The organism is Streptomyces sp. NBC_01334 (genome assembly GCF_035983595.1).
GTDB lineage: Bacteria > Actinomycetota > Actinomycetes > Streptomycetales > Streptomycetaceae > Streptomyces > Streptomyces coriariae.
The window spans coordinates 1,192,953-1,214,349 of sequence record NZ_CP130718.1 but is presented as its reverse complement, the minus strand read 5'-3'; the positions used below and the strand labels follow the sequence as shown (position 1 = coordinate 1,214,349).

19 protein-coding genes and 3 pseudogenes are annotated in these 21,397 nt (G+C 70.1%); 10 read left to right on the top strand and 12 right to left on the bottom strand.

The genetic code is table 11. The features are described 5' to 3' along the window. Both OG736_RS05580 and OG736_RS05575 read left to right on the top strand, forming a co-directional pair. A complete protein-coding gene (locus tag OG736_RS05580; protein WP_327181426.1) occupies positions 1-1,056 on the top strand; it encodes a carbohydrate ABC transporter permease in 1,056 nt (351 codons plus the stop codon). Positions 1,057-1,106: 50 nt separating this feature from the next. Further along, positions 1,107-1,886 (top strand): carbohydrate ABC transporter permease, encoded by a 780-nt coding sequence (locus OG736_RS05575; RefSeq protein WP_327187527.1) that lies wholly within the window; start codon positions 1,107-1,109, stop codon positions 1,884-1,886. 16 nt (positions 1,887-1,902) lie between these two features. On the opposite strand, the gene OG736_RS05570 is transcribed toward OG736_RS05575, so the two are convergent. Then, positions 1,903-2,562, bottom strand: coding sequence for a YceI family protein (locus tag OG736_RS05570; protein WP_327181425.1), 660 nt, complete (start codon positions 2,560-2,562; stop codon positions 1,903-1,905). A 702-nt stretch (positions 2,563-3,264) separates the two neighbouring features. On the opposite strand from OG736_RS05570, the gene OG736_RS05565 reads away from it, so the two are divergent. After that, entirely contained in the window at positions 3,265-4,008 is a 744-nt protein-coding gene (locus OG736_RS05565) for a GntR family transcriptional regulator (RefSeq protein WP_327181424.1), read from the top strand. A gap of 267 nt (positions 4,009-4,275) precedes the next feature. On the opposite strand, the pseudogene OG736_RS47225 reads toward OG736_RS05565, so the two are convergent. Then, positions 4,276-4,530: pseudogene (locus OG736_RS47225) on the bottom strand (SDR family NAD(P)-dependent oxidoreductase); the annotation flags it as partial. 60 nt (positions 4,531-4,590) lie between these two features. Here OG736_RS47225 and OG736_RS05560 point away from each other — a divergent pair. Continuing rightward, a pseudogene (locus OG736_RS05560) lies at positions 4,591-4,920 on the top strand (F420-dependent oxidoreductase); the annotation flags it as partial. Between the two features lie 92 nt (positions 4,921-5,012). After that, positions 5,013-5,585 (top strand): MarR family winged helix-turn-helix transcriptional regulator, encoded by a 573-nt coding sequence (locus tag OG736_RS05555; RefSeq protein ID WP_327181423.1) that lies wholly within the window; start codon positions 5,013-5,015, stop codon positions 5,583-5,585. 138 nt (positions 5,586-5,723) lie between these two features. Here OG736_RS05555 and OG736_RS05550 read toward each other — a convergent pair. Together OG736_RS05550 and OG736_RS05545 are read right to left on the bottom strand one after the other, a co-directional pair. After that, positions 5,724-6,433, bottom strand: a pseudogene (locus OG736_RS05550) (gamma-glutamyl-gamma-aminobutyrate hydrolase family protein). Beyond that, entirely contained in the window at positions 6,430-7,920 is a 1,491-nt protein-coding gene (locus OG736_RS05545) for an aldehyde dehydrogenase (protein WP_327181422.1), read from the bottom strand. The pseudogene OG736_RS05550 and the gene OG736_RS05545 overlap by 4 nt, the downstream one beginning before the upstream one ends. Positions 7,921-8,215: 295 nt before the next feature. On the opposite strand from OG736_RS05545, the gene OG736_RS05540 reads away from it, so the two are divergent. The 3 genes from OG736_RS05540 to gndA all read left to right on the top strand — a co-directional run bounded on the left by OG736_RS05540 (position 8,216) and on the right by gndA (position 12,325). Beyond that, positions 8,216-9,946: a cellulase family glycosylhydrolase gene (locus OG736_RS05540; RefSeq protein ID WP_442817003.1), complete on the top strand. Its 1,731-nt coding sequence runs from the start codon at positions 8,216-8,218 to the stop codon at positions 9,944-9,946. A 245-nt stretch (positions 9,947-10,191) separates the two neighbouring features. After that, complete coding sequence (locus OG736_RS05535; RefSeq protein ID WP_327181420.1) at positions 10,192-10,698, top strand: MarR family winged helix-turn-helix transcriptional regulator; 507 nt, start codon at positions 10,192-10,194, stop codon at positions 10,696-10,698. A 187-nt stretch (positions 10,699-10,885) separates the two neighbouring features. Then, positions 10,886-12,325, top strand: a complete 1,440-nt coding sequence (gene gndA, locus OG736_RS05530; RefSeq protein WP_054240726.1) for an NADP-dependent phosphogluconate dehydrogenase — start codon at positions 10,886-10,888, stop codon at positions 12,323-12,325. Positions 12,326-12,385: 60 nt separating this feature from the next. Here gndA and OG736_RS05525 read toward each other — a convergent pair whose 3' ends face one another. Both OG736_RS05525 and OG736_RS05520 read right to left on the bottom strand, forming a co-directional pair. After that, on the bottom strand, positions 12,386-13,831 hold the full coding sequence (locus tag OG736_RS05525) for a glyceraldehyde-3-phosphate dehydrogenase (RefSeq protein WP_327181419.1): 1,446 nt from the start codon (positions 13,829-13,831) through the stop codon (positions 12,386-12,388). A 118-nt stretch (positions 13,832-13,949) separates the two neighbouring features. Beyond that, on the bottom strand, positions 13,950-14,351 hold the full coding sequence (locus OG736_RS05520) for a DUF3291 domain-containing protein (RefSeq protein ID WP_327181418.1): 402 nt from the start codon (positions 14,349-14,351) through the stop codon (positions 13,950-13,952). Between the two features lie 133 nt (positions 14,352-14,484). Here OG736_RS05520 and OG736_RS05515 point away from each other — a divergent pair, with 133 nt between their 5' ends. Next, a complete protein-coding gene (locus tag OG736_RS05515) occupies positions 14,485-15,114 on the top strand; it encodes a MerR family transcriptional regulator (RefSeq protein ID WP_327181417.1) in 630 nt (209 codons plus the stop codon). Positions 15,115-15,579: 465 nt separating this feature from the next. Further along, entirely contained in the window at positions 15,580-15,978 is a 399-nt protein-coding gene (locus tag OG736_RS05510) for an SseB family protein (protein WP_171395427.1), read from the top strand. 53 nt (positions 15,979-16,031) lie between these two features. Here the strand turns inward: OG736_RS05510 and OG736_RS05505 are convergent, their stop codons facing one another. From OG736_RS05505 to OG736_RS05480, 6 genes are all read right to left on the bottom strand, one after another. After that, positions 16,032-16,424: a MarR family winged helix-turn-helix transcriptional regulator gene (locus tag OG736_RS05505; RefSeq protein ID WP_327181416.1), complete on the bottom strand. Its 393-nt coding sequence runs from the start codon at positions 16,422-16,424 to the stop codon at positions 16,032-16,034. Positions 16,425-16,517: 93 nt separating this feature from the next. Further along, positions 16,518-16,868: a VOC family protein gene (locus tag OG736_RS05500; RefSeq protein ID WP_327181415.1), complete on the bottom strand. Its 351-nt coding sequence runs from the start codon at positions 16,866-16,868 to the stop codon at positions 16,518-16,520. A gap of 127 nt (positions 16,869-16,995) precedes the next feature. Beyond that, positions 16,996-18,030: a LacI family DNA-binding transcriptional regulator gene (locus OG736_RS05495; RefSeq protein WP_054240731.1), complete on the bottom strand. Its 1,035-nt coding sequence runs from the start codon at positions 18,028-18,030 to the stop codon at positions 16,996-16,998. Continuing rightward, positions 18,027-18,932: a carbohydrate ABC transporter permease gene (locus OG736_RS05490; RefSeq protein WP_327181414.1), complete on the bottom strand. Its 906-nt coding sequence runs from the start codon at positions 18,930-18,932 to the stop codon at positions 18,027-18,029. Before OG736_RS05490 ends, OG736_RS05495 begins: the two co-directional genes overlap by 4 nt. Then, positions 18,929-19,864 carry a carbohydrate ABC transporter permease gene (locus tag OG736_RS05485; RefSeq protein ID WP_327181413.1) on the bottom strand — a complete coding sequence of 312 codons (936 nt, stop codon included), beginning with the start codon at positions 19,862-19,864 and terminating at the stop codon, positions 18,929-18,931. Before OG736_RS05485 ends, OG736_RS05490 begins: the two co-directional genes overlap by 4 nt. Further along, positions 19,861-21,189 carry an ABC transporter substrate-binding protein gene (locus OG736_RS05480; protein WP_327181412.1) on the bottom strand — a complete coding sequence of 443 codons (1,329 nt, stop codon included), beginning with the start codon at positions 21,187-21,189 and terminating at the stop codon, positions 19,861-19,863. The genes OG736_RS05485 and OG736_RS05480 overlap by 4 nt, the downstream gene beginning before the upstream one ends. Positions 21,190-21,397 lie beyond the last annotated feature (208 nt).

Genomic DNA, 21,397 nt, shown 5'->3' with positions numbered 1-21,397 from the left:
ATGTCGTCAAGCCCGGTAGCCGGCCCGGCACCCACCGGACCGACCTCCGGAACCGGCACCGGCGCCACCGGACGGCACGCTCCGGACCGTCCCAACGGTCCGGGACGGCGCGCCCCCCGGATCAAGCCGGTGTCCGCCGGGGCCCGGCGCGGGCCGCGCCGACGGGTCGCCAGGTACTGGCCGCAGTACCTGGCCATCTCGCCGTACTACGTGATCTTCACGGTCTTCATGCTCTTCCCGGTGCTCTACACCGTGTTCCTGGCCTTCCAGAAGTGGGACGGCATCGGGGACATGCACTTCGTCGGGTTCCAGCAGTTCCGCTTCCTCTGGGACGACCCGGTGTTCTGGCTGTCCGTCCGCAACACCCTGGTCATCTGGGTGCTGTCGACCGTGCCGATGCTCTTCATGGCCCTGGTGCTCGCGGTGCTGGTGAACTCCACCAAACGTCTCACGGCCTTCTACCGGGTCGCCCTGTTCATCCCCAGCATCACCTCGCTGGTGGCCATCGCGATCTTCTTCGGAGCGGTCTTCAGCAACAACTTCGGCCTGATCAACGCGATTCTGCGGGCGCTGCATCTGTCGGCCGTGCCCTGGATGAGCAACGAGTGGACGATCAAGCTGGTGATCTCGGCGCTGATGACCTGGCAGTGGACCGGCTACAACGCCATCATCTACCTGGCCGGCCTTCAGGCGATCCCCTCGGAGCTCTACGAGGCCGCCAGGATGGACGGGGCGGGACCGGTGCGGATCTTCCGCTCCATCACGATCCCGCTGCTGCGGCCGATCATCCTGTTCACCGTGGTGATCTCCACGGTCACCGGACTGCAGAGCTTCACCGAACCGCAGGTGCTGTTCGGCAGCGAGGCGGCCACCAACCCCAATTCCGGTGGACCGGGCCAGGCGGGCCTGACCACCTTGCTGTACTTCTACCACCAGGCCTTCGACAACAACGACTTCGGTTACGGGGCCGCGATCGTCTGGGCCTTCTTCCTGCTGATCCTGCTCATCGTCGTCGTCAACTGGCGACTGGTGCAGCGTAAGGAGCGACGGTCGTGAACAGCCGGAACCGTAAACGCCTGCGCGGGCTCAGCGTCCATCTCGTCCTGATGACGGGCGTCGTGATCTCGGTGTTCCCGTTCTACTGGATCGTCGTCATGGCGACGAACACCTCGCAGGACATCTACCGCTATCCGCCGAAGCTGTGGTTCGGCGACCATCTGCTCACCAACATCCAGCACCTGTTCGACCGGATGGCCTTCTTCAGTTCGCTGTCCAACACGGTGATCGTCGCGGTCTCCACGACGGTGCTGGTGCTGTTCTTCGACTCGCTGGCCGCCTTCGCCTTCGCCAAGTACGACTTCCCCGGAAAGAAGTTCCTGTTCGGCGTGCTGCTGTCGATGTACATCCTGCCGACCCAGCTGGCGATCATCCCGCAGTACGAGATCATGGTCCAGCTGGGCTGGCTCGGCACGCTCAAGGCACTCGTCGTGCCCGCCGCAGCCAACGCCTTCGGCATCTTCTGGATGCGCCAGTACACCACCACCAGCGTTCCCGACGAACTGCTCGACGCGGCCCGTATCGAGGGCGCCGGGTTCTTCCGGCTGTACTGGCACGTGGTGCTGCCGTGCGTCCGCCCGGCGCTGGCGTTCCTCGGCATCTACACCTTCATCGCCGCCTGGAACGACTACATCCTGCCGTTGGTGATGCTGGTCGACCCGAGCCGTCTCACCCTCCAGGTGGCGCTGGCCCAGCTGTACGCCGGACACTCCACCGACTACAGCATGGTGATGGCCGGGGTGCTGCTGTCGGTCATCCCGCTGGTGCTGGTGTTCACCTTCTTCGCCCGCGGGTTCATCGCCGACGCGACCAAGGGGGCCCTGCGCTGACTTACCCCCGAGCCGGTCAGCCCGCGGGGGTGGTGCGAATGGCGGCGATGTCGAACTGGAGGCGCACCTTCTCACTCACCATGGCGCCGCCCTCGGCCAGTCGCGCGTTGTACGTCAGGCCCCATTCGGAACGGTCGATGGTGGTGGTCCCGTCGAAACCGGCCCGTTCATAGCCGAACGGGTCGGTGACATGTCCTATGTAGGTGAGTTCGAGGGCTACGGGACGAGTGGTGTCCTTGATGGTGAGGTCGCCGGTCATGCGGTAGACGTCGGGGCCCGCGAGTTGTACGGCGGTACTGGTGAAACGCATACGCGGATAGGTCGCGGCGTCCAGGAAGTCACGGCCGGCCAAATGCGCGTCGCGTTGCTCCACGCCGGTGTCGACGCTGGCGGTGGACAACACGATCTCGGCCCGTGAACGGGCCGGGTTGCGCCCGTCGAAGTAGAGCCGGCTCTGGTATTCCGTGAAAGCACCGCGCACGGTGGTCACCAGGGCGTGCCGGACGGAGAAGCCGATACGGCTGTGCGCCGGGTCGATCATCCAGTCGCCGGTCAGCGCCGCGAGGGCGGGATTCGGCAGGCCGGCGGAGGGACGGGACGGCGAGTCGGCGGGGCGTTGCGGAGCTGTGGGGGGAGCCGGGCGTCGAGAGGATGCGCCGCGGGTGAACAGGTTCATGGTTCACGTAGTTACTGCACCGCAGATATCGCCGCAAGCCTTCCTCGGGAGCGGCGGCGGATGAATCCGTACCGAAAGGCTGATACACCGTCACGGAATGACCGGCGGATACAGAACCCACACATGCCCGCCACTCGATGGTCAAGTGAATCCACGGACGGCCTGGACCTGACGCCACCGCGCGACGGACTGCCCGCGTGCGGCGTCCATCACACCGCCGAACTCCCCTAGACCCTCGACACCTTGGACTGCCGGCCCTGGCCGTGGCCCGGAACCGACCGTGAGCCGGCGCGCACCATGGCGGACGCCTGGGCGCGCTTCGTCGAGGCGGGCGACCCGAACGGGGGAGCGCTGCCGCGGTGGCCGGCCTTCACCGGCACCGAGGCGATGCTCTTCGGAACGTCTGGTGAGGGCCGGTGGATTCGTGCGGACTCGCCTCATGTCTCCCCGTTTCTCCGGTGACTGCTTCTCCGGTGATTCGGGTCTGCGCCGACGTTCGGTCGACGTTTTCGTCGACCTTTCCGGCGCCTTTTCTGCCGTCCTTTTTGCCGACGTTTCCGTTCACTTCCGGGTCGAACTGCGGTATGGGGCCTGTCTGTCGACAGCAAGCGGGGGATCTCCGGTGGGGGCCACCCTGGAGTTGAGATAGTGTCGACACCGTTGTGTCGGCTGTGAGCCCGGACAGGCAGGGAGAAGTGCCGCATGACCGATCAGGACACGCGCCTCGTGCTGGAGCGCCTCCTGCGGCTGCGGGACCGGCGTGAACCGCTGGTCGCGCAGATCGCCGAATGGGTCGGCGCGGGCATCATCGAGGGCCGGCTGGAGCCCGGACAGGACCTCAACAGCGTCGATCTGTCACGCCGGTTCGAGACCAGCCGCACGCCCGTCCGCGAGGCGCTGATGCTCCTCGAGCAGGAGGGCCTGGTCGAGATGAAGGCGCGCCGCCGCCCCAGGGTGGCCGCGCCGACCCCGCAGGACATCCGGGACATCTACCAGGTGCGCAAGAACCTCCTGTCGATGTTGGCGGGGCTGCTGGTGGAGCGGGCCGACGACGAGCAACTGGCCGAGCTGCGCACCCGGGTCGAACGGATGCGCAAGCTCGCCGACGGCGGTGACGTGGACGGGTACTTCTGGAACCACGTCCTGCTCCAGGAGCGGATGACCGAGATCGTCGGCAACCCCACGCTGAAGCAGATCCTGGACTCGCTGGCCCTGCGCACGCTGATGCTGCGGCACCTGAGCCTGACCCGGGCCGGCCGGCTCGCGCACAGCGTCGACGACCAGGAACGGCTGCTCCAGGCCTGTGAGGAGCGGGACGGGGAGCTGGCCTCCGCCCTGATCGCGGGGGCGACCGTACGGGCGCAGCGGGTCGTGGAGGAGCAGTTGGAGCAGGACGTCGGGGCACGCGGACGCAAACCCGCACGCGGCCGTCGCGCCGCTTCGTAACCCCCGCTGCAACACCCCCTGAGCGCACCGCACTTGGCCGGCACTCCGCCGTCCACGGGGAAGTCGCCACCCGTCACCCAGGCCGACTCCTCCGACGCCGGGTAGACGCGCACCGGGCGATGTCCGCGGGCGTCCCGACCCGGGCCGGCGGGATCCGGGCCGGCTGGATCCGGGCCGGCAGTGCCTTCCGGGCCGCGCCGTCGTGGGCCCGGCGGACTCGGTCGCGGGCGTCCGCACCATGCCGGGCGAGATGGTGTTGGCGCGGATGCCCGACGGGCCTCCCTCGACGGCGAGTTGACGGGTCAGGCCGAGCACGGCCGACTTGACCGCGCAGTGCGCGACCATCCCGAAGGTTGCGCTGCCCCGGAAGGCGTTCACCGAGGCGAAGTTGATGATCCAGCCGCCACCCGAGGCCGCCATGTGCGACCACGCGGCCTGTACGGGCAGGAAGACCACGTCCACCTCGCCGCGCAGGGTCGGCGACCACTGCGTGCCGAAGTCCGTCTCGGCGGCCGTGGCCATGTGCGGGGCGATGGCCCCCGCCGTCACCAGGACGTCGATCCGGCCGTGGCATTCGCCGGCGGGCCCGTCCTGCGCAGGCTCGTACGGTACGGCCACGGCTTCCATCCGCTGGGACGGCCGACACCGCAGGACCTGCGGACGCTCGGGGAGGCCATGGCCGCGGCCGGCCGGGACATCGCCGACCTGGAGATGATCGGCGGCACCCGGGCGGTCTTCCCCGACGACCGTTCCACCGCGGACCTCGGCGCGGCGCTCGCGTGCATCCCGGAACAGCTGGAACAGGGCTTCACCACCTTCTGCGTCAAGCCCAACCAGTTCATCGACGACGCGTCCGCCGTCGGCGCGTTCTGCCGTGAGGTGATGCGCCGCGTCGAGGCACTCACCGCCTGAGGAGGCGCACTCCCGGTGGGCCTGTCGTTTCGTACAATTTGAGCCCGAACAACACGACGACCCACGCATCACGTGGCCGAAGGAGTGTGCCGATGCCCGGCCAGCGATCCATCGCCGAAGCCGAGAAGCTCGCCGAGGCCAAGCTCGGCGGCATCCCGTTGCGGCGGGAGCAGATGACCGTCGTCGCCAACATCTACCGCGCCGCCTCGGCGGTACGGCAGCACCTGGAGAACTCCGTGCTGCGCGGCTCGGACCTGACGTGGACGGCGTTCGTCGTGCTCTGGGTGGTGTGGGTGTGGGGAGAGTCGGAGACCCGGCACGTCGCCGAGGAGGCCGGGATCTCCAAGGGCACGCTCACCGGCGTCGCGCGGACGCTCGAAGGCCGAGGGCTGCTGCGGCGGGCCGGACATCCCGCCGACGGCAGGCTGGTCCTGCTCAGCCTCACCGACGAGGGGGAGGCGCTGATGAAGCGCCTGTTCCCGGCCTTCAACGAGGAGGAGGCGTTCGTCGCGAGCCGGCTCAGCGACGACGAGTGCCGAAGCGTCGCCGACGGGCTGCGCCGCGTCGTGCGTCAGGTCGAGGAGAAGGGCGAGGAGCGCCGCACGGCCCTGCTCGACGGAGCCGCCCCGGCCCCCCGCCGCAGCGGCCGCCGCCCGAAAGCCTGACCTCGCCGAGGTCCTGACCCCGCCCGCTGGAGCCGCCGGCACGGTTCGCGCGCGCCCGGACCATCCGCCCGCACGGCCTGCCAGGGCACCCGCCCGCGCTGCCCGACCGCCACGGGCGGTCCAGGAGACGCGGGCGTGTCAGCGGCTGTCGCGGGCGGCCCGGACCAGTGCGTCGCAGAGTCCCTGTTGCGCGGGATCCTTGTGCGCGGTGTCCTCCGGGTGCCACTGGACGGCCGTGAACCAGCCTCGCGCGCCGGGGAGTTCGAGTCCTTCCACGGTGCCGTCGGCGGCTCGCGCGGTGACCGTGAGCCCCGCCGCGATGCCGCTCACCCGCTGGTGGTGGTAGCAGGAGACCTCCACCTTCTGCGCGCCGGTGGCCCGCTCCAGCAACGTGCCGCGACGCACCCCCACCGGGTGCACGACATGCCGGTGCTCGCGCCCGGGCCCGCCCATGTCCTGTTCCAGGGTGCCGCCGAGGGCGACGTCGACGACCTGGAGGCCTCGGCAGATCGCGAGCAGGGGCAGGCCCGAGTCGAGGGTCCGCCGGGCGAGTTCGAGTCGAAGGTGTCCTGGAGGTCGTCGACGTCGTAGACGCTGCCGTGGGTGTCCGCGACGCCGTAGCGGTGCGGGGCGAGGTCGCCGCCGCCGGGCAGCAGGACGCCGTCGAAGCGGTCGAGGCGGGAGGCGACGTCGCCCTCCGCGGGGTGGATGGTCGCCGGTTCGCCGCCCGCTCGCCACACGGCCTCGATCAGGGCCCGGGCGCTGACCTCGGCGGCGTACCGGAGCGCGGAGGTGGTGGCGGAGAAGCGGGCGGGGATCGCGACGAGCGGGCGTACGGACGTCGTCACAGCTGGATCCAGGTGGTCTTCACTTCGGTGTACTTCTCCAGGGCGTGGGCGGACTTGTCGCGGCCGTTGCCGGACTGCTTCATGCCGCCGAAGGGGACGGTCAGGTCGCCCTCCTCGTAGCAGTTGACCCAGACCGTGCCCGCCCTGAGCGCGCGCGAGACCTGGTGGGCGGTGGACAGGTCGGAGGTCCACAGACCGGCGGCGAGGCCGTACTCGGTGGCGTTGGCCAGGCGGACCGCCTCGTCGACGTCGTCGAAGGCGAGCACGGTCAGGACGGGTCCGAAGATCTCCTCACGGGCCAGCCGCATCTCCGGGTCCACCCGGTCGAAGACCGTCGGCTCCACGTAGCTGCCGCGGGTGTCGGCGAGGACCCGCTCGCCACCGGCCCGGAGCCGGGCGCCCTCGGCCAGTCCGGTGCCCACATGCTCGCGCACCCGGTCGAGATGAGCCTCGCCGACCAGCGCGCCCATCTCGGTGGCGGGGTCGAGGGGGTCGCCGACCCGCAGCTCCCGGGCGCGGGCCACGACCGCCTCGGTGACGCGTTCGGCGATCGAGGAGTGCACCAGCAGGCGAGAGGGCGCGGTGCACATCTCGCCCCGGTTGAAAAAGATGCCCCAGGCCGCGGTGGCGGCGGCCTTCGCCAGGTCGGGGGCGTCGGGCAGGATGATGTTGGGGGACTTGCCGCCCAGTTCGAGCCAGACGCGCTTGAGGTTGGAGTCGGCGGCGTAGTGCAGGAATTGGCGGCCCACGGCGGTGGAGCCCGTGAAGGCCAGGACATCGACGTCCGGATGCAGCCCGAGGGCACGGCCCGCCACCGGCCCCTGGCCGTTGACCACGTTGAGCACGCCCGCCGGCAGCCCGGCCTCGGTCGCGATCCGGCCCGGCAGCAGGGCGGACAGCGGTGAGTTCTCCGACGGCTTGAGCACGACCGTGCAGCCGGCCGCCAGCGCCGGGGCGACCTTCCAGCCCGCCAGCGTGAGCGGGAAGTTCCAGGGCACGACCGCGCCGACGACCCCGGCCGGCTCCCGCGTGACCAGGGCGAGCGCGTCGGGAGCGGTGTGCGGGGCCTCGTCGGTGAGCTTGTCCGCCAACTGCCCGTACCAGCGGAAGGTGTTGATGAGGGCCCGCAGCTCGATCCCGTACGCGTCGGTGACGGGCTTGCCCATCTCCAGGGTGACGGTGAGCGCGAGTTCCGCACGCTGTTCCTCGAGCAGGTCGGCGATCCGCAGCAGCGTCCGGCCGCGGTCGGCGGGTGCGAGGCGCGGCCAGGGGCCGGTGTCGAAGGCCCGGCGAGCCGCGGCCACGGCGGCGTCCACCTCGGCGGCGCCCCCGTCGGCGACGCGCGCCAGTACCTGGCCGTCCCGGGGCGAGACGGCGGCGAAGGTGGCTCCGCCACTGCTCTCGTCTGCGCCGTCGAGGTGATGGGCGCCGGACACCTCAAGGGTCTTGGCGCGGCACAGCCACTCGTCGTGGGTGAGGTCCGGCACGCCAGGTCTTCCCTTTCCGCGAGGCATCATTTGATGTCAAACGATATGCCCTCGCGGGTCTCCCCACAAGGCTCGGGAGCCTCCCCGCATCCGGCGGGACCCTGCACGAGGGCTTGACGTGTACTTGACGCAGTGGCTTCATGGGAGCGCTCCCACATGCCATCCCCCGCACCCCCCACCCCCTCTGCCGCCTGAGTTTCTTGGCCTCACTCCTGGAGTCGCAGTGAGAACAACAAGGAGCACGACACCGAGCACGACAAGGAGCACGAAGACAAGCACGAGAAGAATCACGGCAATGCGCGCAGCTGTGCGCACGGCAACGGGCACGGCTGTGCGTGCGGTTGCGCGCACGGCAAGGAGCACGACCCGGAGCGCGTCGCGAGCGCACCCCGTGGGCACGCTGTCGACCGGACTCGCGGCCCTCCTCGGCCTGGTCCTCGTCGGTGCCCTCTGCCCGGCCGCCGCCCAGGCCCAGACCCGATCGCCCGACGCTCTCGCCACGGGCCTGCACATCAGCGACGGCCGGCTGGTCGAGAGCAACGGGAACGACTTCGTCATGCGCGGCGTGAACCACGCCCACACCTGGTACCCGGGCCGGACGCAGCAGTCCCTCGCCGACATCAAGGCGATGGGCGCCAACGCGGTGCGTGTCGTCCTCGCCGACGGCCACCGCTGGAGCGCGAACAGCGCGTCGGACGTGGCGACCGTCGTCGCGCAGTGCAAGGCCAACCGGCTCATCTGCGTACTGGAGGTGCACGACACCACCGGGTACGGCGAGGACACCGCCGCCGGCACGCTGGACCAGGCGGCCGACTACTGGATCGGCCTGAAGGACGTCCTGGCCGGCCAGGAGAACTACATCATCGTGAACATCGGCAACGAGCCCTGGGGCAACACGGATCCGGCGGGCTGGACCGATCCGACCATCGCCGCGATCAAGAAGCTGCGCAACGCCGGTTTCCAGCACACGATCATGGTGGACGCGCCCAACTGGGGTCAGGACTGGCAGGGCGTGATGCGCGCCAACGCCCAGTCCGTGTACGCCGCCGACACCACCGGCAACCTGATCTTCTCGATCCACATGTACAGCGTCTTCGACACCGCGGCGGAGATCACCGACTATCTGAACGCCTTCGTCTCCGCCCGACTCCCGATTCTCATCGGCGAGTTCGGCGGCCCCGCCGACCAGTGGGGCGACCCCGACGAGGACACCATGATGGCCACCGCCCAGCAGCTCGACCTGGGCTACCTCGCCTGGTCCTGGAGCGGGAACACCGACCCGATCCTCGACTTGACGATCAACTTCGATCCCGCGCAGCTCAGTTCATGGGGGCAGCGCATCTTCAGCGGCGTCAACGGCATCGCCCAGACCGCCGAGGAGGCCACGATCTTCGGCGGCGGCTCCCCGGGCGACACCCAGGCCCCGACCGCTCCGGGTACCCCGACCGCCGCCTCGGTGACGGCCACCTCCGCGACGCTCTCCTGGACGGCCGCCACGGACAACGTCGGCGTCGCCGGCTATGACGTCGTACGGATCAGCGGTACCACCGAGACCGGTGTCGCCGCCTCGACCACCAACTCGGCTACCGTGACCGGCCTCACCGCGAACACCGCGTACACCTTCGCCGTCTACGCCCGTGACGCCGCCGGGAACCGTTCCGCCCGCTCCGCCTCGGTGAACGTCACCACCGGCAGCGCGCCCGCCGTGGCCTGCTCCGTCGGCTACCGCGTCGTGGGGGAGTGGCCCGGCGGCTTCCAGGGCGACATCACCCTGCGCAACACCGGCACCACCGCCATCAGCGGCTGGAAGCTGGCCTTCGCCTTCGCCGACGGCCAGACCGTCACCAACATGTGGGGCGGGACCGCCACCCAGAGCGGCGGCTCGGTGAGCGTCGCCCCCGCCTCGTACACGTCCACCGTCCCCGCCGGCGGCTCGGTCACCGTCGGCTTCATCGGCAGCAAGGGCGCCACCAACACCGCACCGACCGCGTTCACGCTCAACGGCAGTGCCTGCGCCACCACCTGACCGGCCCGCTCCCGCCGACCGGCGGAGGGCTTCGGCGCCTCCGCCGGCCGGTGTTCCTTGCCGGTGTTCCGTACCGGTGTTCCGTACAGGGAAAGGGTCTGCCGAAGATCGGCCTCCCCGTTTGCCTGCGGCGCGCTCCGACGAAGGGGTCCGGCCGTTCGGCTCGTCCGGCCGTTCCGCCCTCCGGCTGGTCCGGCCGTTCCGGCTCTCCGGGCGGTCAGGTGCCCACCCCGTAGGGTGTGCCCATGTCCACGACGCCCCGCTGGCTCAACGCCGACGAACGACGAGCCTGGCTGGCCTACATCGAGTTCTCGACCCTGCTGGCCGACCACCTCAACCGGCAGCTGCGACGCGACGCGGGTATGACACATGCCGACTACAGCGTGCTCGCCCACCTCTCCGCGGCCCCGGACGGCACCCTCGGCATGTCCGAGCTCGCGCAGCGTCTGAAGATCACCCGCAGTCGGCTCACCCACGCGGTGAACCGGCTGCGCGAGGTCGGTCTCGTGGATCGCCGGGAGGATCCCGCCGACGGCCGGGGCCAGCTCGCCTTCCTCACCGACCAGGGCAGGTCCCTGCTGGAGGAGGTCGCCCCGGGCCATGTGGAGGCCGTCCGCCGGGCGGTGTTCGACGCCCTCACCCCCGAACAGGTGCGCCAGTTCGCGGACATCGGCGAGGCCATCAGCGAGGCCCTGGTGCGGGCCGAGAACACCGAGGCCGACCCCGCGGGGCTGCCCTGGCGACGCCGGTAGGGAGTCGGGCGACCCGGTCGGTCCCGCCGGTCGGGACGGCTCGACGGGGCCTGACCGGCTCACGGAATCGCTGATCGTCGCAAGGAATCGGTGACGGATCGAGAAGAACCGGCCGACGGTCCGTACCTGGGGGTACCGGGGGCCGCCCGCCCCTCCGACCACGCCACCGATCCTAGGGACGTACCTCGTGAACGCAACCGCCGCCATCGGCGTCACCGGCCTCGGCGTGATGGGCCGCAACCTCGCGCGCAACTTCGCCCGCAACGGCTACACCGTCGCCGTCCACAACCGTTCCGCCGGTCGCACCCGCGCGCTCGTCGAGGAGTTCGGCCACGAGGGCGCCTTCGTCCCCGCCGAGTCGGCCGCGGACTTCGTGGCCGCGCTCGAACGCCCCCGCCGGCTGATGATCATGGTGCAGGCGGGTGCGGTCACCGACGCGGTCATCGACGAGTTCGCCCCGCTCCTGGAGCCCGGCGACATGATCATCGATGGTGGCAACGCCCACTACGCCGACACCCGCCGTCGCGAGGAGGCCCTGCGCGAGCGCGGTCTCCACTTCGTCGGCGCCGGCGTCTCCGGCGGCGAGGAGGGCGCGCTGAACGGGCCGGCCGTCATGGTCGGCGGATCGACCGAGTCGTACGACGTCCTCGGCCCGATGTTCGAGTCCATCAGCGCGAAGGTCGGCGGCGAGCCCTGCGCCACGCACATCGGCACCGACGGCGCCGGGCACTTCGTCAAGATGGTGCACAACGGCATCGAGTACGCCGACATGCAGCTCATCGCCGAGGCGTACGACCTGCTGCGCCAGGTCGCCGGCTACACCCCGGCGGAGATCGCCGACATCTTCCGCACCTGGAACGAGGGCCGGCTCGGCTCCTACCTGATCGAGATCACCGCCGACGTCCTCGGCCACACCGACGCCACCACCGGCCTGGCCTTCGTCGACATCGTCGCCGACGCCGCCGGTCAGAAGGGCACCGGCCGCTGGACCGTGCAGACCGCCCTGGACCTGGGCTCCCCGGTCACCGCCATCGCCCAGGCCACCTTCGCGCGCGCCGCCTCCGGGCAGAGCGCACTGCGCGCCGCCTACGCCGGCCTCCCCGGCGGCACCACACCCCCGCTCAGCCGTACCGAGGCCACCCGCTTCACCTCGCAGGTCGAGCACGCCCTGTACGCCTCGAAGGTCATCGCCTACGACCAGGGCTGGAAGATGATCCAGGACGCGGCCGGCGAGTTCGGCTGGAAGATCGACCTCGGTGCGGTCGCCCGGATCTGGCGCGGTGGCTGCATCATCCGCGCCTCGTTCCTGGACCGCATCCGCGCCGCGTACGCAGCCGACCCGGACCTGGTCAGCCTGCTCGGCGAGATGGAGTTCGCCATGGAGATCACGGACGCGCAGGTGCCCTGGCGGGAGACCGTGGCCTCCGCCGCACGCCGTGGGATCCCGGTGCCCGCCTTCTCGGCCGCGCTCGCCCACTACGACACCCTGCGCGCGGAGCGCCTGCCCGCCGCCCTTCTCCAGGGCCAGCGCGACTACTTCGGCGCCCACACCTACCAGCGCACCGACCGTCCCGGCGCCTTCCACACCCACTGGGCCGAGGCCGACCGCCCGGAGACGTCGGCCTGACACACGGGAGTGGGGCGCCCTCGGCCCAGGGCGCCCCACTCCTTCTTCGCGCGGTCGGTCTCAGACGCCCGTCGCCGGGTACGTCGGGTACTCCACCCCGGAGACGTGCTGGACGACACGGACGACCTGGCAGGAGTAGCCGAACTCGTTGTCGTACCAGAGGTAGAGGATCGCGTTGTCGCCGTCGACCTTGGTGGCGCCGGCGTCGATGATCGAGGAGTGGCGCGAGCCGATGAAGTCCATCGAGACCGCGTCCGGCGCCGTGGTGAAGTCGATCTGGCGCTTGAGCGGCGAGGTCAGTGACACCTCACGGAGGTGATCGAGGACCTCCTCGCGGGTCGTCTCCCGGCCGAGCCGCAGGCTGAGGATCGCGATCGAGACGTCCGGCACCGGCACACGGATCGAGCTGCCGGTGATCGGCGCCTTGAGGTCGGGCAGCGCCTTGGCGACGGCGGAGGCGGCGCCGGTCTCGGTGATGACCATGTTCAGCGGCGCCGAACGGCCGCGACGGTCGGCCTTGTGGTAGTTGTCCAGCAGGTTCTGGTCGTTGGTGAACGAGTGGACGGTCTCCACGTGGCCGCGCAGCACGCCGTACTCGTCGGCCATCGCCTTCAGCGGCGGGACGATCGCGTTGGTGGTGCAGGAGGCGCAGGACAGGATCTGCTCGTCCGGCTTGATGGTGTCGTGGTTGACGCCGTGCACGATGTTCGGCACATCGCCCTTGCCGGGCGCGGTCAGCACGACCTTGTCGATGCCCGGCCGCAGGTGCTTCGCGAGGCCCTCGCGGTCGCGCCACTTGCCGGTGTTGTCGATGAGGATGGCGTTGCGCACGCCGTACGCCGTGTAGTCGACCTGGCTCGGGTCGTCGGCGTAGATCACCGTGATCTCGTTGCCGTTGGCGATGATCCTGCTGTTGGCCTCGTCGACCGTGATCGTGCCCTGGAACTGGCCGTGCACCGAGTCGCGGCGCAGCAGGGACGCGCGCTTGACGAGATCCTGTTCGCCGCCGCCGCGCACCACGATGGCGCGCAGTCGCAGGCCGTTGCCGGAGCCGGACTTCTCGATGAGCAGACGGGCGACGAGCCGGCCGATGCGGCCGAAGCCGTACAGGACGACATCGCGCGGCTCGCGCCGGTCGATCTTGTTCGCGCCGGTGGCGCCGGCCACGGCCTCCGCGGTGAACTCCGCCACCGACAGACCGCGGTCGTCGGTCCGGTAGGTCGCGGCGAGCATGCCGAGGTCGATCTGCGACGGGCCGAGGTCGAGCGCGGTGAGGGCCTCGAGGAACGGCAGCGTCTCGGTGACCGAGAGTTCCTCGCCCGCGATCTGGCGGGCGAACCGGTGGGTCTTGAGGATGCTGACCACCGACTTGTTCACCAGGGAGCGGCTGTGCAGCAGGACGGTCACGTCCCGCTCGCGGTGCAGCTTCCCGATCATCGGGATCATCGACTCCGCGATCTCCTCGCGGTTCTTCCAGTTGGTGAACGAATCGTCGTTGAGCGTCACGGGCCTATCTTTCGAGCTAGGTGGCGCTCATATGCTAACCCTCCGGTTCTTCGATCATTCAAGCGGGCCCGCGCTCAGCTGTGCACCCCCGTGGCGGGAGGCCTCGTGGGGAGGGTTTTCAGGTGTCGGCCCGCTCCTGGTCGGCGAGGCGCCGCCGGGCCTCCGTCCAGTCGATGGGCAGGTCGGCCGTCGGTGCCTCCCAGAACGTGAAGACCGAGCCCTTCATCGTGGGCCGCAGCCCCTGCATGATCGACTTGTGCGGTTCGGTCCGCGCGTATGTGTACAGCGCGGCCTTGTCCTCCCAGGCCGACAGGGTCCAGAAGGTGCGCTTCAGCGGCTGGGCGATCAGTGAGGCCCCATAGGCGCCGGGCGCGCCGGAGACCTGCTTCCAGGCCCTGAGGGACTGGGCGAAGAAGCGCGGCACGTCCTTGAGCGAGCGCACCTCGAACCGGGACGCCATGACGAACGCCTCGGTGTCCGGAGCGGGGGTGTCGACGGTGGTCCAGCGCAGGGTGGGCATGGCTGTTGCCTTCTCTCCGATGACGCGAAGGAATATTGGATACCTCTACTATCTATGTTAGACAGTGAAGGTATCCAGTTTTCAAGGCCCATGCCGAACCGAAACCGAACCGCAGGAACCGGAGCCGAACCGCATGCGCATCTCCGAACTGAGCCGCCGCAGTGGCGTCTCCGTGACGACGATCAAGTACTACCTCCGCGAGGGCCTGCTCCAGCCCGGCCGGCAGACGGCGGCGACCCAGGCCGAGTACGACGACCAACACCTGCGCCGACTGCGCCTGATCCGCGCCCTGACCGGCGTCCGGGGGTTGTCCGTCAGCACCACCCGCGAGGTGCTGGACGCCCTCGCGGAGCACACCGGCGACACCCACCGCCTGCTCGGCCTCGCCCTGGGTTCGCTCCGGGTGGACGACGAACCCGCCGAGGAGACCCCGGAGGCCGCCGAAGTGGCCGCGCTGGTCGAGGAGTTGGGCTGGGACGTGCACGAGTCGGCGCCCGCCCGGGCCGCCCTCGCCGAGACCCTGTCCTCGCTGCGCTCCCTCGGCGTCCCGCTGGACCGGCGCACCCTGCTGCCGTACGCGCGGCTCGCCGAGCGCACCGCCGTCCTCGATCTCGACCAACTCGACGGCCTCGCCGATCCGTTGGAGGCCGCCGAACGCGCGCTGCTGCTGACCGTCCTGCTGGAGCCCGCACTCATGGCGCTCAGGCGCATGGCGCAGGAGAACGAGTCGGCCCGCCGACACCCCTCCCGGGACCTGCTGTGACCGGGGACCCTCGCCGACCTGGTGGCGGGGCTGCCGCGTGGTCCGCGTCACCGCGCCGAGCGCCCGGCGACGAGCGCGTGACGTCGCCGCGGGGGCGCCACCGGGTGCTCGAAGCGCCGGGACCGTGAGTCGCGGGGAGGTGCGCGGCGAGGGTGGCGGCGGGCAGCGAGGGCTGTCGCGCGGCCGGCGTCGGCGTTCGGGCGTCTCCGGGCCGGTCGAGGGAACCCGTTCCGGGCCGGCCGGGGGAACCCCTCAGGAAACGGCGGGGGATCCCCTCACGGGAACGGCCTGGGTAACCGATTCCCGGCGGGCTCAGGGCCGTCTCTCCATGGATCACACGGATCGCACGGATCGTCCGGATCTGTGCTGGGCATGTGGTGGTCGGCCCCCCGGTGACCGGCGGGGGATTGAGCGTCTGACGGTCGGGTACGCGTGGCCGGACCGCCGCTACCAGGGGAGACCGTCATGGAGACACCCGCGCACGACCGCATCAACAACCCCGCCGCGCTGGCGCTGGACGCGCTGGCCCGGGACACCGAGAACACCGCCGCACTGGACACGCTCGCGCACTGCGACGTCCTGGTGCCCGTGCCCGACGACGCCATCGACGAGGACGTCACCAACCCGGCCACGGTCGCGCTGCCCGTCCTCGAACAGCCAGGTGGCGCGCCCGTGGTGCCGGTGTTCACCTCCGAGCCGGAGATGGCGGACCTGCTGCCCGAGGTCGCCCGCTACCGACTCGTGCCGCTCGGCGCGCTCGCCGCGCAGTGGCCGACAGGCGAGCTGTCCCTGTCGATCGACGCGGCCGGCGACCACCCGCTGACGCTCACCTCGGAGGGGGTCCGCACGCTGCTGGCCCGCTGACCCACGGACGCTTCCGAATCGGGCTCCCCCGCGGACCGGGGGAGCCGGGAGGCCTAGGCCTCGGCCAGCATCCGCCCCAGCACCGCCCGCTGGAGCGGCAGTACCTCGGTGTGCAGGTCGCGGCCCTTGCGGGTGAGGGCGACCCATACCCCGCGCCGGTCCTCCACGCAGACGGAACGCTCCACCAGGCCTTCCTTCTCCAGGCGGCCGATGAGCCGGGACAGCGCGCTCTGGCTGAGGTGCACCCGTCCGACCAGGTTCTGCACCCGGCACTGGTCGCCCTCCCGGGGCGCCTCGGAGGCGAGGATGTCGAGCACTTCGAAGTCGCTCGCCCCGAGACCGTGCGGGTGCAGCGCGCGATCGATCTCGCACATCGTGCGCGCGTGCACCGACAGGATGTCCCGCCACCGCTCTTCGAGGCCCGCCCCGGCCGTCTTCGCTGCCATATGTGCACGGTAACACCGATACGGCGATTCATTGAGTGTGCAACTAGTGCGGGTGCAAGCGGTTGCTCAGGTGCCTCGGGCGCCTCGGGCGCCTCAGGCGGCCGGGTCCTGGAGCAGCCCCACCAGGTTGCCGTCCGCGTCCTTCACGAAGGCGATCAGCCTGCCGCCGCCGACGTCCTGCGCGTCCTGGAGCAGCTCCGCCCCCGCCGCGACCAGCGCCGCGAGCCGCTCGCGCAGGTCCGTGACGTGCCAGTACGGAACCGGTCCGGTCATGCCCTTGGCGTGTCCGTTCGGGTCCAGCCCGACGTCCTGCCCCGCGGCCTTGAAGCCGACGTAGTAGGCCTCGTCGGCGTACGGCTCGACCTCCAGCAGCGCGCTGAACAGGGCCTTCGCCCGGGCGAGGTCCTTGACGGGGTAGATGATCGTCTGCATGCCGGCGCTCATGGCGTTCTCCTCGGTGCTGTGCGGCGGTGCGGGAACGGGTCCGTGTTCCCGCACCGCCCACGCTAGGCCGGGGAGCGGCTGACGGCTTCTCCGATCCTGACCGGTTCGGTGCGCACCGCCCGGTCCGCTACGTCGACTCCCGCTTCACCAGCTCCGTCGGCAGGATCACCGCCGCCGGGTCCTCGCCCCCTATCTGGGCGAGCAGCACCCGGACCATCTCGTTGCTGATCCGGTCCCAGGGCTGACGGATGGTGGTGAGGGAAGGGCTGGCCGCGGTCGCCGCCGGGGAGTCGTCGAACCCGCCGACCGCGACGTCCTCGGGCACCCGCCGGCCCGCCCGGTGCAGCGCGGTCAGCACGCCCTGTGCCATCAGGTCGGACGCGACGAAGACCGCGTCGAGGTCCGGTGCCTGCGCCAGCAGCCGCTCGGCGCCCGCCTCACCGCTGGCCCGGCTGTAGTCACCTGAGACGACGATCCGCTCGTCGTAGTCGACGCCCGCCTCGGCCAGCACCTCCCGGTAGCCCGCGAGCCGCTCCACACCACCGGGGGTGTCCAGCGGGCCGGTGACCACGCCGACCCGCCGACGGCCCTGCGCCAGCAGATGGCGCACCATGTCCCGGGCGCCGTCCCGGTCGTCGGCGGCCACGTAACTCACCTTGGACCCGATCCCGATCGGCTTGCCGCACGCGACCAGCGGGACGCCCGCCTCGCGCAGCTCCGTGGCGATCGGGTCCCCGGAGTGGCTGGAGACCAGCAGCACCCCGTCGACATGCCCGGCGGTGATGTACCGCGTGATGCGCCGCCGCTCGTCCTCGGTCCCGGCCAGCATCAGCAGGAGGGGGATGTCGTGCGCGGCCAGCGCCTGTGTGCAGCCGCGCAGCAGGACGTTGAAGTTGGGGTCCTCGAAGAACCGCTCCTGGGGCTCGGTCAGCAGGAAGCCCACCGAGTCGGAACGGCCGGTGATCAGGGAACGGGCGTGCCGGTTCACGACGTAACCCGTCCTGCGGATCGCGGCGTTGACCGCCTCGGCCGCGGAAGGGCTGACGTAGTGACCACCGTTGAGCACCCGCGAGACCGTGCCCCGCGAGACCCCGGCCTCACGCGCCACGTCGTGGATGGTCGGCGGTCTGCGCCGGCCCCCCGCACCATTGTTCATGGTCATGACTTTACGGCTCCGGACAGCAGGTCCAGGCTCCAGAACCGCTGAATGACCAGGAACAGCGCGACCAGCGGGATCACCGCGAGGAACGCGCCGGTGATCACCAGCGTGTAGAGCGCCGGGGTGTTGGCGCCCTGTTCGAGGAGCGTGAACAGACCGAGGGTGAGGGGGAACTTCTCGTCGTCACTGAGCATGATGTACGGCAGCAGGAAGTTGTTCCAGATCGCCACGAACTGGAACAGGAACACCGTCACCATGCCGGGCACCATCATGGGCAGCGCGACCCTGGTGAAGATCCGCCACTCGCTCGCCCCGTCCATCCGGCCGGCCTCCACCACGTCGCTCGGCACGGCCGCGGCCGCGTAGATGCGCGCGAGGTAGACGCCGTACGGGGAGAGGACCTGCGGCAGCAGCACGGACCAGTAGGAGTCCGTCAGGTCCGCCTTCGCCATCAGCAGGTACTGGGGGATGGCGAGGATGATCGGCGGCATCAGCACGCCCGCGAGCAGCACGTTGAACAGCGTCTCGCGGCCCCGGAAGCGGTACGTCGCCAGCGCGTAGCCGCTGAACGCCGACACACACGTGGACAGCAGCGCGCCGAGCACGGCGTACAGGGCGGAGTTGGCCATCCACTGCCAGTAGATGCCGTCGCGGTAGGCGTTGAGGTCGTGCAGATTGTCGGTGAAACCGCTGCCAGGCAGGAAGGTGAACGTGGAGAACAGCTCGCTGCCGGACTTGGTGGACGCGATCACCACCCAGGCCACCGGCAGCAGGCAGTACAGGGCGCCCAGCAGCAGCCCGATCGTCGGGACCAGCGCGATCCGGCCGCGCAGCGGCGGACGGTTCCGGGACACGCCGGTGGCACCGGCCGCGGAGGGGGCCTTCCGAACGGCAAGAGAACTCATCGTGCCCCTCCATGACTGGCGTCCCGCCTGGTACGGCGGTTCGCGGCCCGCAGGAAGCCGAAGGACAGCACCAGCGTGGCGAAAGCGATGATCACGGCCTCGGCGGCCGCCAGGTAGATGTCACCCGTGCCGAACGCGTCCCGGTACACCTTCATCAAGGGACTCCAGGTCGTGGACACGGAGTTGGTGAGCGGCTTGAGGGTGGTCGGCTCGTTGAACACCTGGAGGGTGGCGATGATCGAGAAGAAGAAGGTCAGCACCAGCGAGGGCGCCACCATCGGGATCTTGATCCGCAGCGCGATCTGCGTCGGGGTGGCGCCGTCCAGCTTCGCCGCCTCGTACACCTCGGCCGGGATGGCCTGCAACGAGGTGTAGATGACGATCATGTTGAAGCCGGTGCCGCCCCAGACCGCGATGTTCGACAGGGCGAGGTACAGCGGACCGCCGTCCAGCAGGTCCGGCTGCGGCATGCCCAGCTTCTCCAGCACGAAGTAGAACGGGCTGACGTCGGGCAGGTAGAGGAAGCCCCACAGCAGCGCCGCCACCACGCCGGGGATGGCGTACGGCAGGAAGATCGCGAGCCGGGTGAACGGGGCGAGCCGCACCTTGTCGGAGTCGAGCATCAGCGCGAACAGCAGCGCCAGGCCCAGCATCACCGGGACGACGATGCAGCCGTAGCCGAGGACGCGCAGCGCGCCGTCGAGCAGTTCGCTGTCGGTGAAGGCGTCGGTGTAGTTCTCGACGCCGGCCCAGACCTCCTTGCGCGCACCCGAGCCGAGACCGAGGCCGGAGACGCGCACCTTGCGGAAGCTGAGCCACACCGCGTACCCGATGGGCAGCGCGAAGAACAGGGCGAAGAGGATCGTCGCCGGGACAAGGAAGGCGTACGGGGCCCCCTTGACCCCGTACGACCTCCGGCGTGCGATGGTCACTCGGAGACCTCGAAGCCCTGCTTCTTGAGGTCGGCGACCGTGTCCGCCTGCATCTTGGCCAGGGCGGCGGAGAAGTCCGACTTGTCCTTCGCGGCGGCGCCGAACGCGTCCTTGAAGGTCGTGTAGGCGACGTTCACGTTCGGGCCCCAGGCCGACGGCGCCGTGGTCTTCGCGATCTTGGCGGCCGTGGTGTAGAAGTCCGCCTGGTTCGAGAAGTAGTCCGGCGGGGTGGTGAAGGCGCCGCTGAGCTGGGCGGAGGTCGAGGCCGGGTAGATGCCGCTCTCCTTGGCCAGCGCGTTGAGGGCGTCGCCGTCGGTGTTCAGCCAGGCGGCGAACTCGGCGGCGGCCTCCTTGTGCTTGGAGTCCGTCGTCACGGCCGTGGAGGATCCGCCCCAGCTGCCAGTGACGTTCTCGCTGTTCGACCACTGGGGGAGCGGGGCCATGGCCCACTTGCCCTTGGTGTCGGGCGCGGCGGTGGTCAGGGTGCCCGGGGCCCACACGGCGGAGACCCAGGCGATCTGCTTGCCGGTGTTGAGCGCCTTGTTCCAGGCCGGCGTGTACATCGGCTGGTTGTCGATGGCGCCCTCCTTGACGAGGCCGCCCCAGAAGTCGGCGACCTTCTTGGTGGCCGCGTCGTCGATGCCGACCTTCCACTTGTCTCCGGAGGTGGTCCACCACTTGGCGCCGGCCTGCTGGGCGAGGCCCGCGAAGAGGCCGGAGTCGTTGGCGGAGAAGGTGGTGAGGTCCGTGTCCGGAGCCTTCTCCTTCAGCGTCCGGGCGGTCGCCGCGAACTGCTCCCAGGTCGTCGGGACCGTCAGGCCGTACTTCTTGAACAGGTCCGCGCGGTAGTAGAACATCATCGGGCCGATGTCCTGCGGCACCGCGTAGACGGCGTCCGTGCCCAGCGTCGTCTGCTGCCAGACACCGTCGGCGAACTTGGCTTTCGCGTCACCGACGTTCTTGGCTATGTCCGCCAGCGCGTCATTGCTGACCAACGTCGGCAGTGCCTGGTACTCGGCCTGGACCAGGTCGGGGGCCTTGCCGGCCTTGTGCGCGGTGAGGATCTTGGTGACCAGCGTGTCGCCGGACGCCTGCTTCTTCACCGTGACGGTGATCTGGTCCTTCTTGCCCTGGCCCTTGTTCCACAGGTCCACGACCTTGTCCATGCCGGGCGTCCACGTCCAGTACGTGAGCGAGACCGGACCGGACTCGGCGCTGTCCTCGTCGGACGAGCCGCAGGCGGTGAGTGCGGTGGCGCCGAGGGCGACGGCGATGGTGGCAGCCGCACCTCTGACAAAGAGCCGCCGGCGCTTCGTGTTGGGCATGGATCTCTCCCCTGACCTGGGTTCTCGCCCGGTGCGAAAACCTGCCATGCGATCGCAGGAGCTGGCTCCCCGCCCGTCGCGAGAAGCTGCTCTGCTGTCTGTGAGCGTTCACAGTAGAGAAACATCCCGGACACTTGTCAATGGTTGTTGCTGTGCGGTTATGTTGGGATCCGAACGCCGCCGCAGTGTGTGCACGTTCCCAAATGAT

What these genes read in the sequence shown, in the direction of transcription:
- OG736_RS05555 (WP_327181423.1), top strand. Translation starts at nt 5,013, where the DNA reads ATGCCCGGCCAGCGATCCATCGCCGAAGCCGAGAAGCTCGCCGAGGCC.
- OG736_RS05535 (WP_327181420.1), top strand. Translation starts at nt 10,192, where the DNA reads ATGTCCACGACGCCCCGCTGGCTCAACGCCGACGAACGACGAGCCTGG.
- OG736_RS05575 (WP_327187527.1), top strand. Translation starts at nt 1,107, where the DNA reads ATGACGGGCGTCGTGATCTCGGTGTTCCCGTTCTACTGGATCGTCGTC.
- OG736_RS05510 (WP_171395427.1), top strand. Translation starts at nt 15,580, where the DNA reads ATGGAGACACCCGCGCACGACCGCATCAACAACCCCGCCGCGCTGGCG.
- OG736_RS05515 (WP_327181417.1), top strand. Translation starts at nt 14,485, where the DNA reads ATGCGCATCTCCGAACTGAGCCGCCGCAGTGGCGTCTCCGTGACGACG.
- OG736_RS05480 (WP_327181412.1), bottom strand. Translation starts at nt 21,189, where the DNA reads ATGCCCAACACGAAGCGCCGGCGGCTCTTTGTCAGAGGTGCGGCTGCC.
- OG736_RS05565 (WP_327181424.1), top strand. Translation starts at nt 3,265, where the DNA reads ATGACCGATCAGGACACGCGCCTCGTGCTGGAGCGCCTCCTGCGGCTG.
- OG736_RS05495 (WP_054240731.1), bottom strand. Translation starts at nt 18,030, where the DNA reads ATGACCATGAACAATGGTGCGGGGGGCCGGCGCAGACCGCCGACCATC.
- OG736_RS05540 (WP_442817003.1), top strand. Translation starts at nt 8,216, where the DNA reads ATGCGCGCAGCTGTGCGCACGGCAACGGGCACGGCTGTGCGTGCGGTT.
- OG736_RS05570 (WP_327181425.1), bottom strand. Translation starts at nt 2,562, where the DNA reads ATGAACCTGTTCACCCGCGGCGCATCCTCTCGACGCCCGGCTCCCCCC.
- OG736_RS05520 (WP_327181418.1), bottom strand. Translation starts at nt 14,351, where the DNA reads ATGCCCACCCTGCGCTGGACCACCGTCGACACCCCCGCTCCGGACACC.
- OG736_RS05500 (WP_327181415.1), bottom strand. Translation starts at nt 16,868, where the DNA reads ATGAGCGCCGGCATGCAGACGATCATCTACCCCGTCAAGGACCTCGCC.
- OG736_RS05580 (WP_327181426.1), top strand. Translation starts at nt 1, where the DNA reads ATGTCGTCAAGCCCGGTAGCCGGCCCGGCACCCACCGGACCGACCTCC.
- OG736_RS05505 (WP_327181416.1), bottom strand. Translation starts at nt 16,424, where the DNA reads ATGGCAGCGAAGACGGCCGGGGCGGGCCTCGAAGAGCGGTGGCGGGAC.
- OG736_RS05490 (WP_327181414.1), bottom strand. Translation starts at nt 18,932, where the DNA reads ATGAGTTCTCTTGCCGTTCGGAAGGCCCCCTCCGCGGCCGGTGCCACC.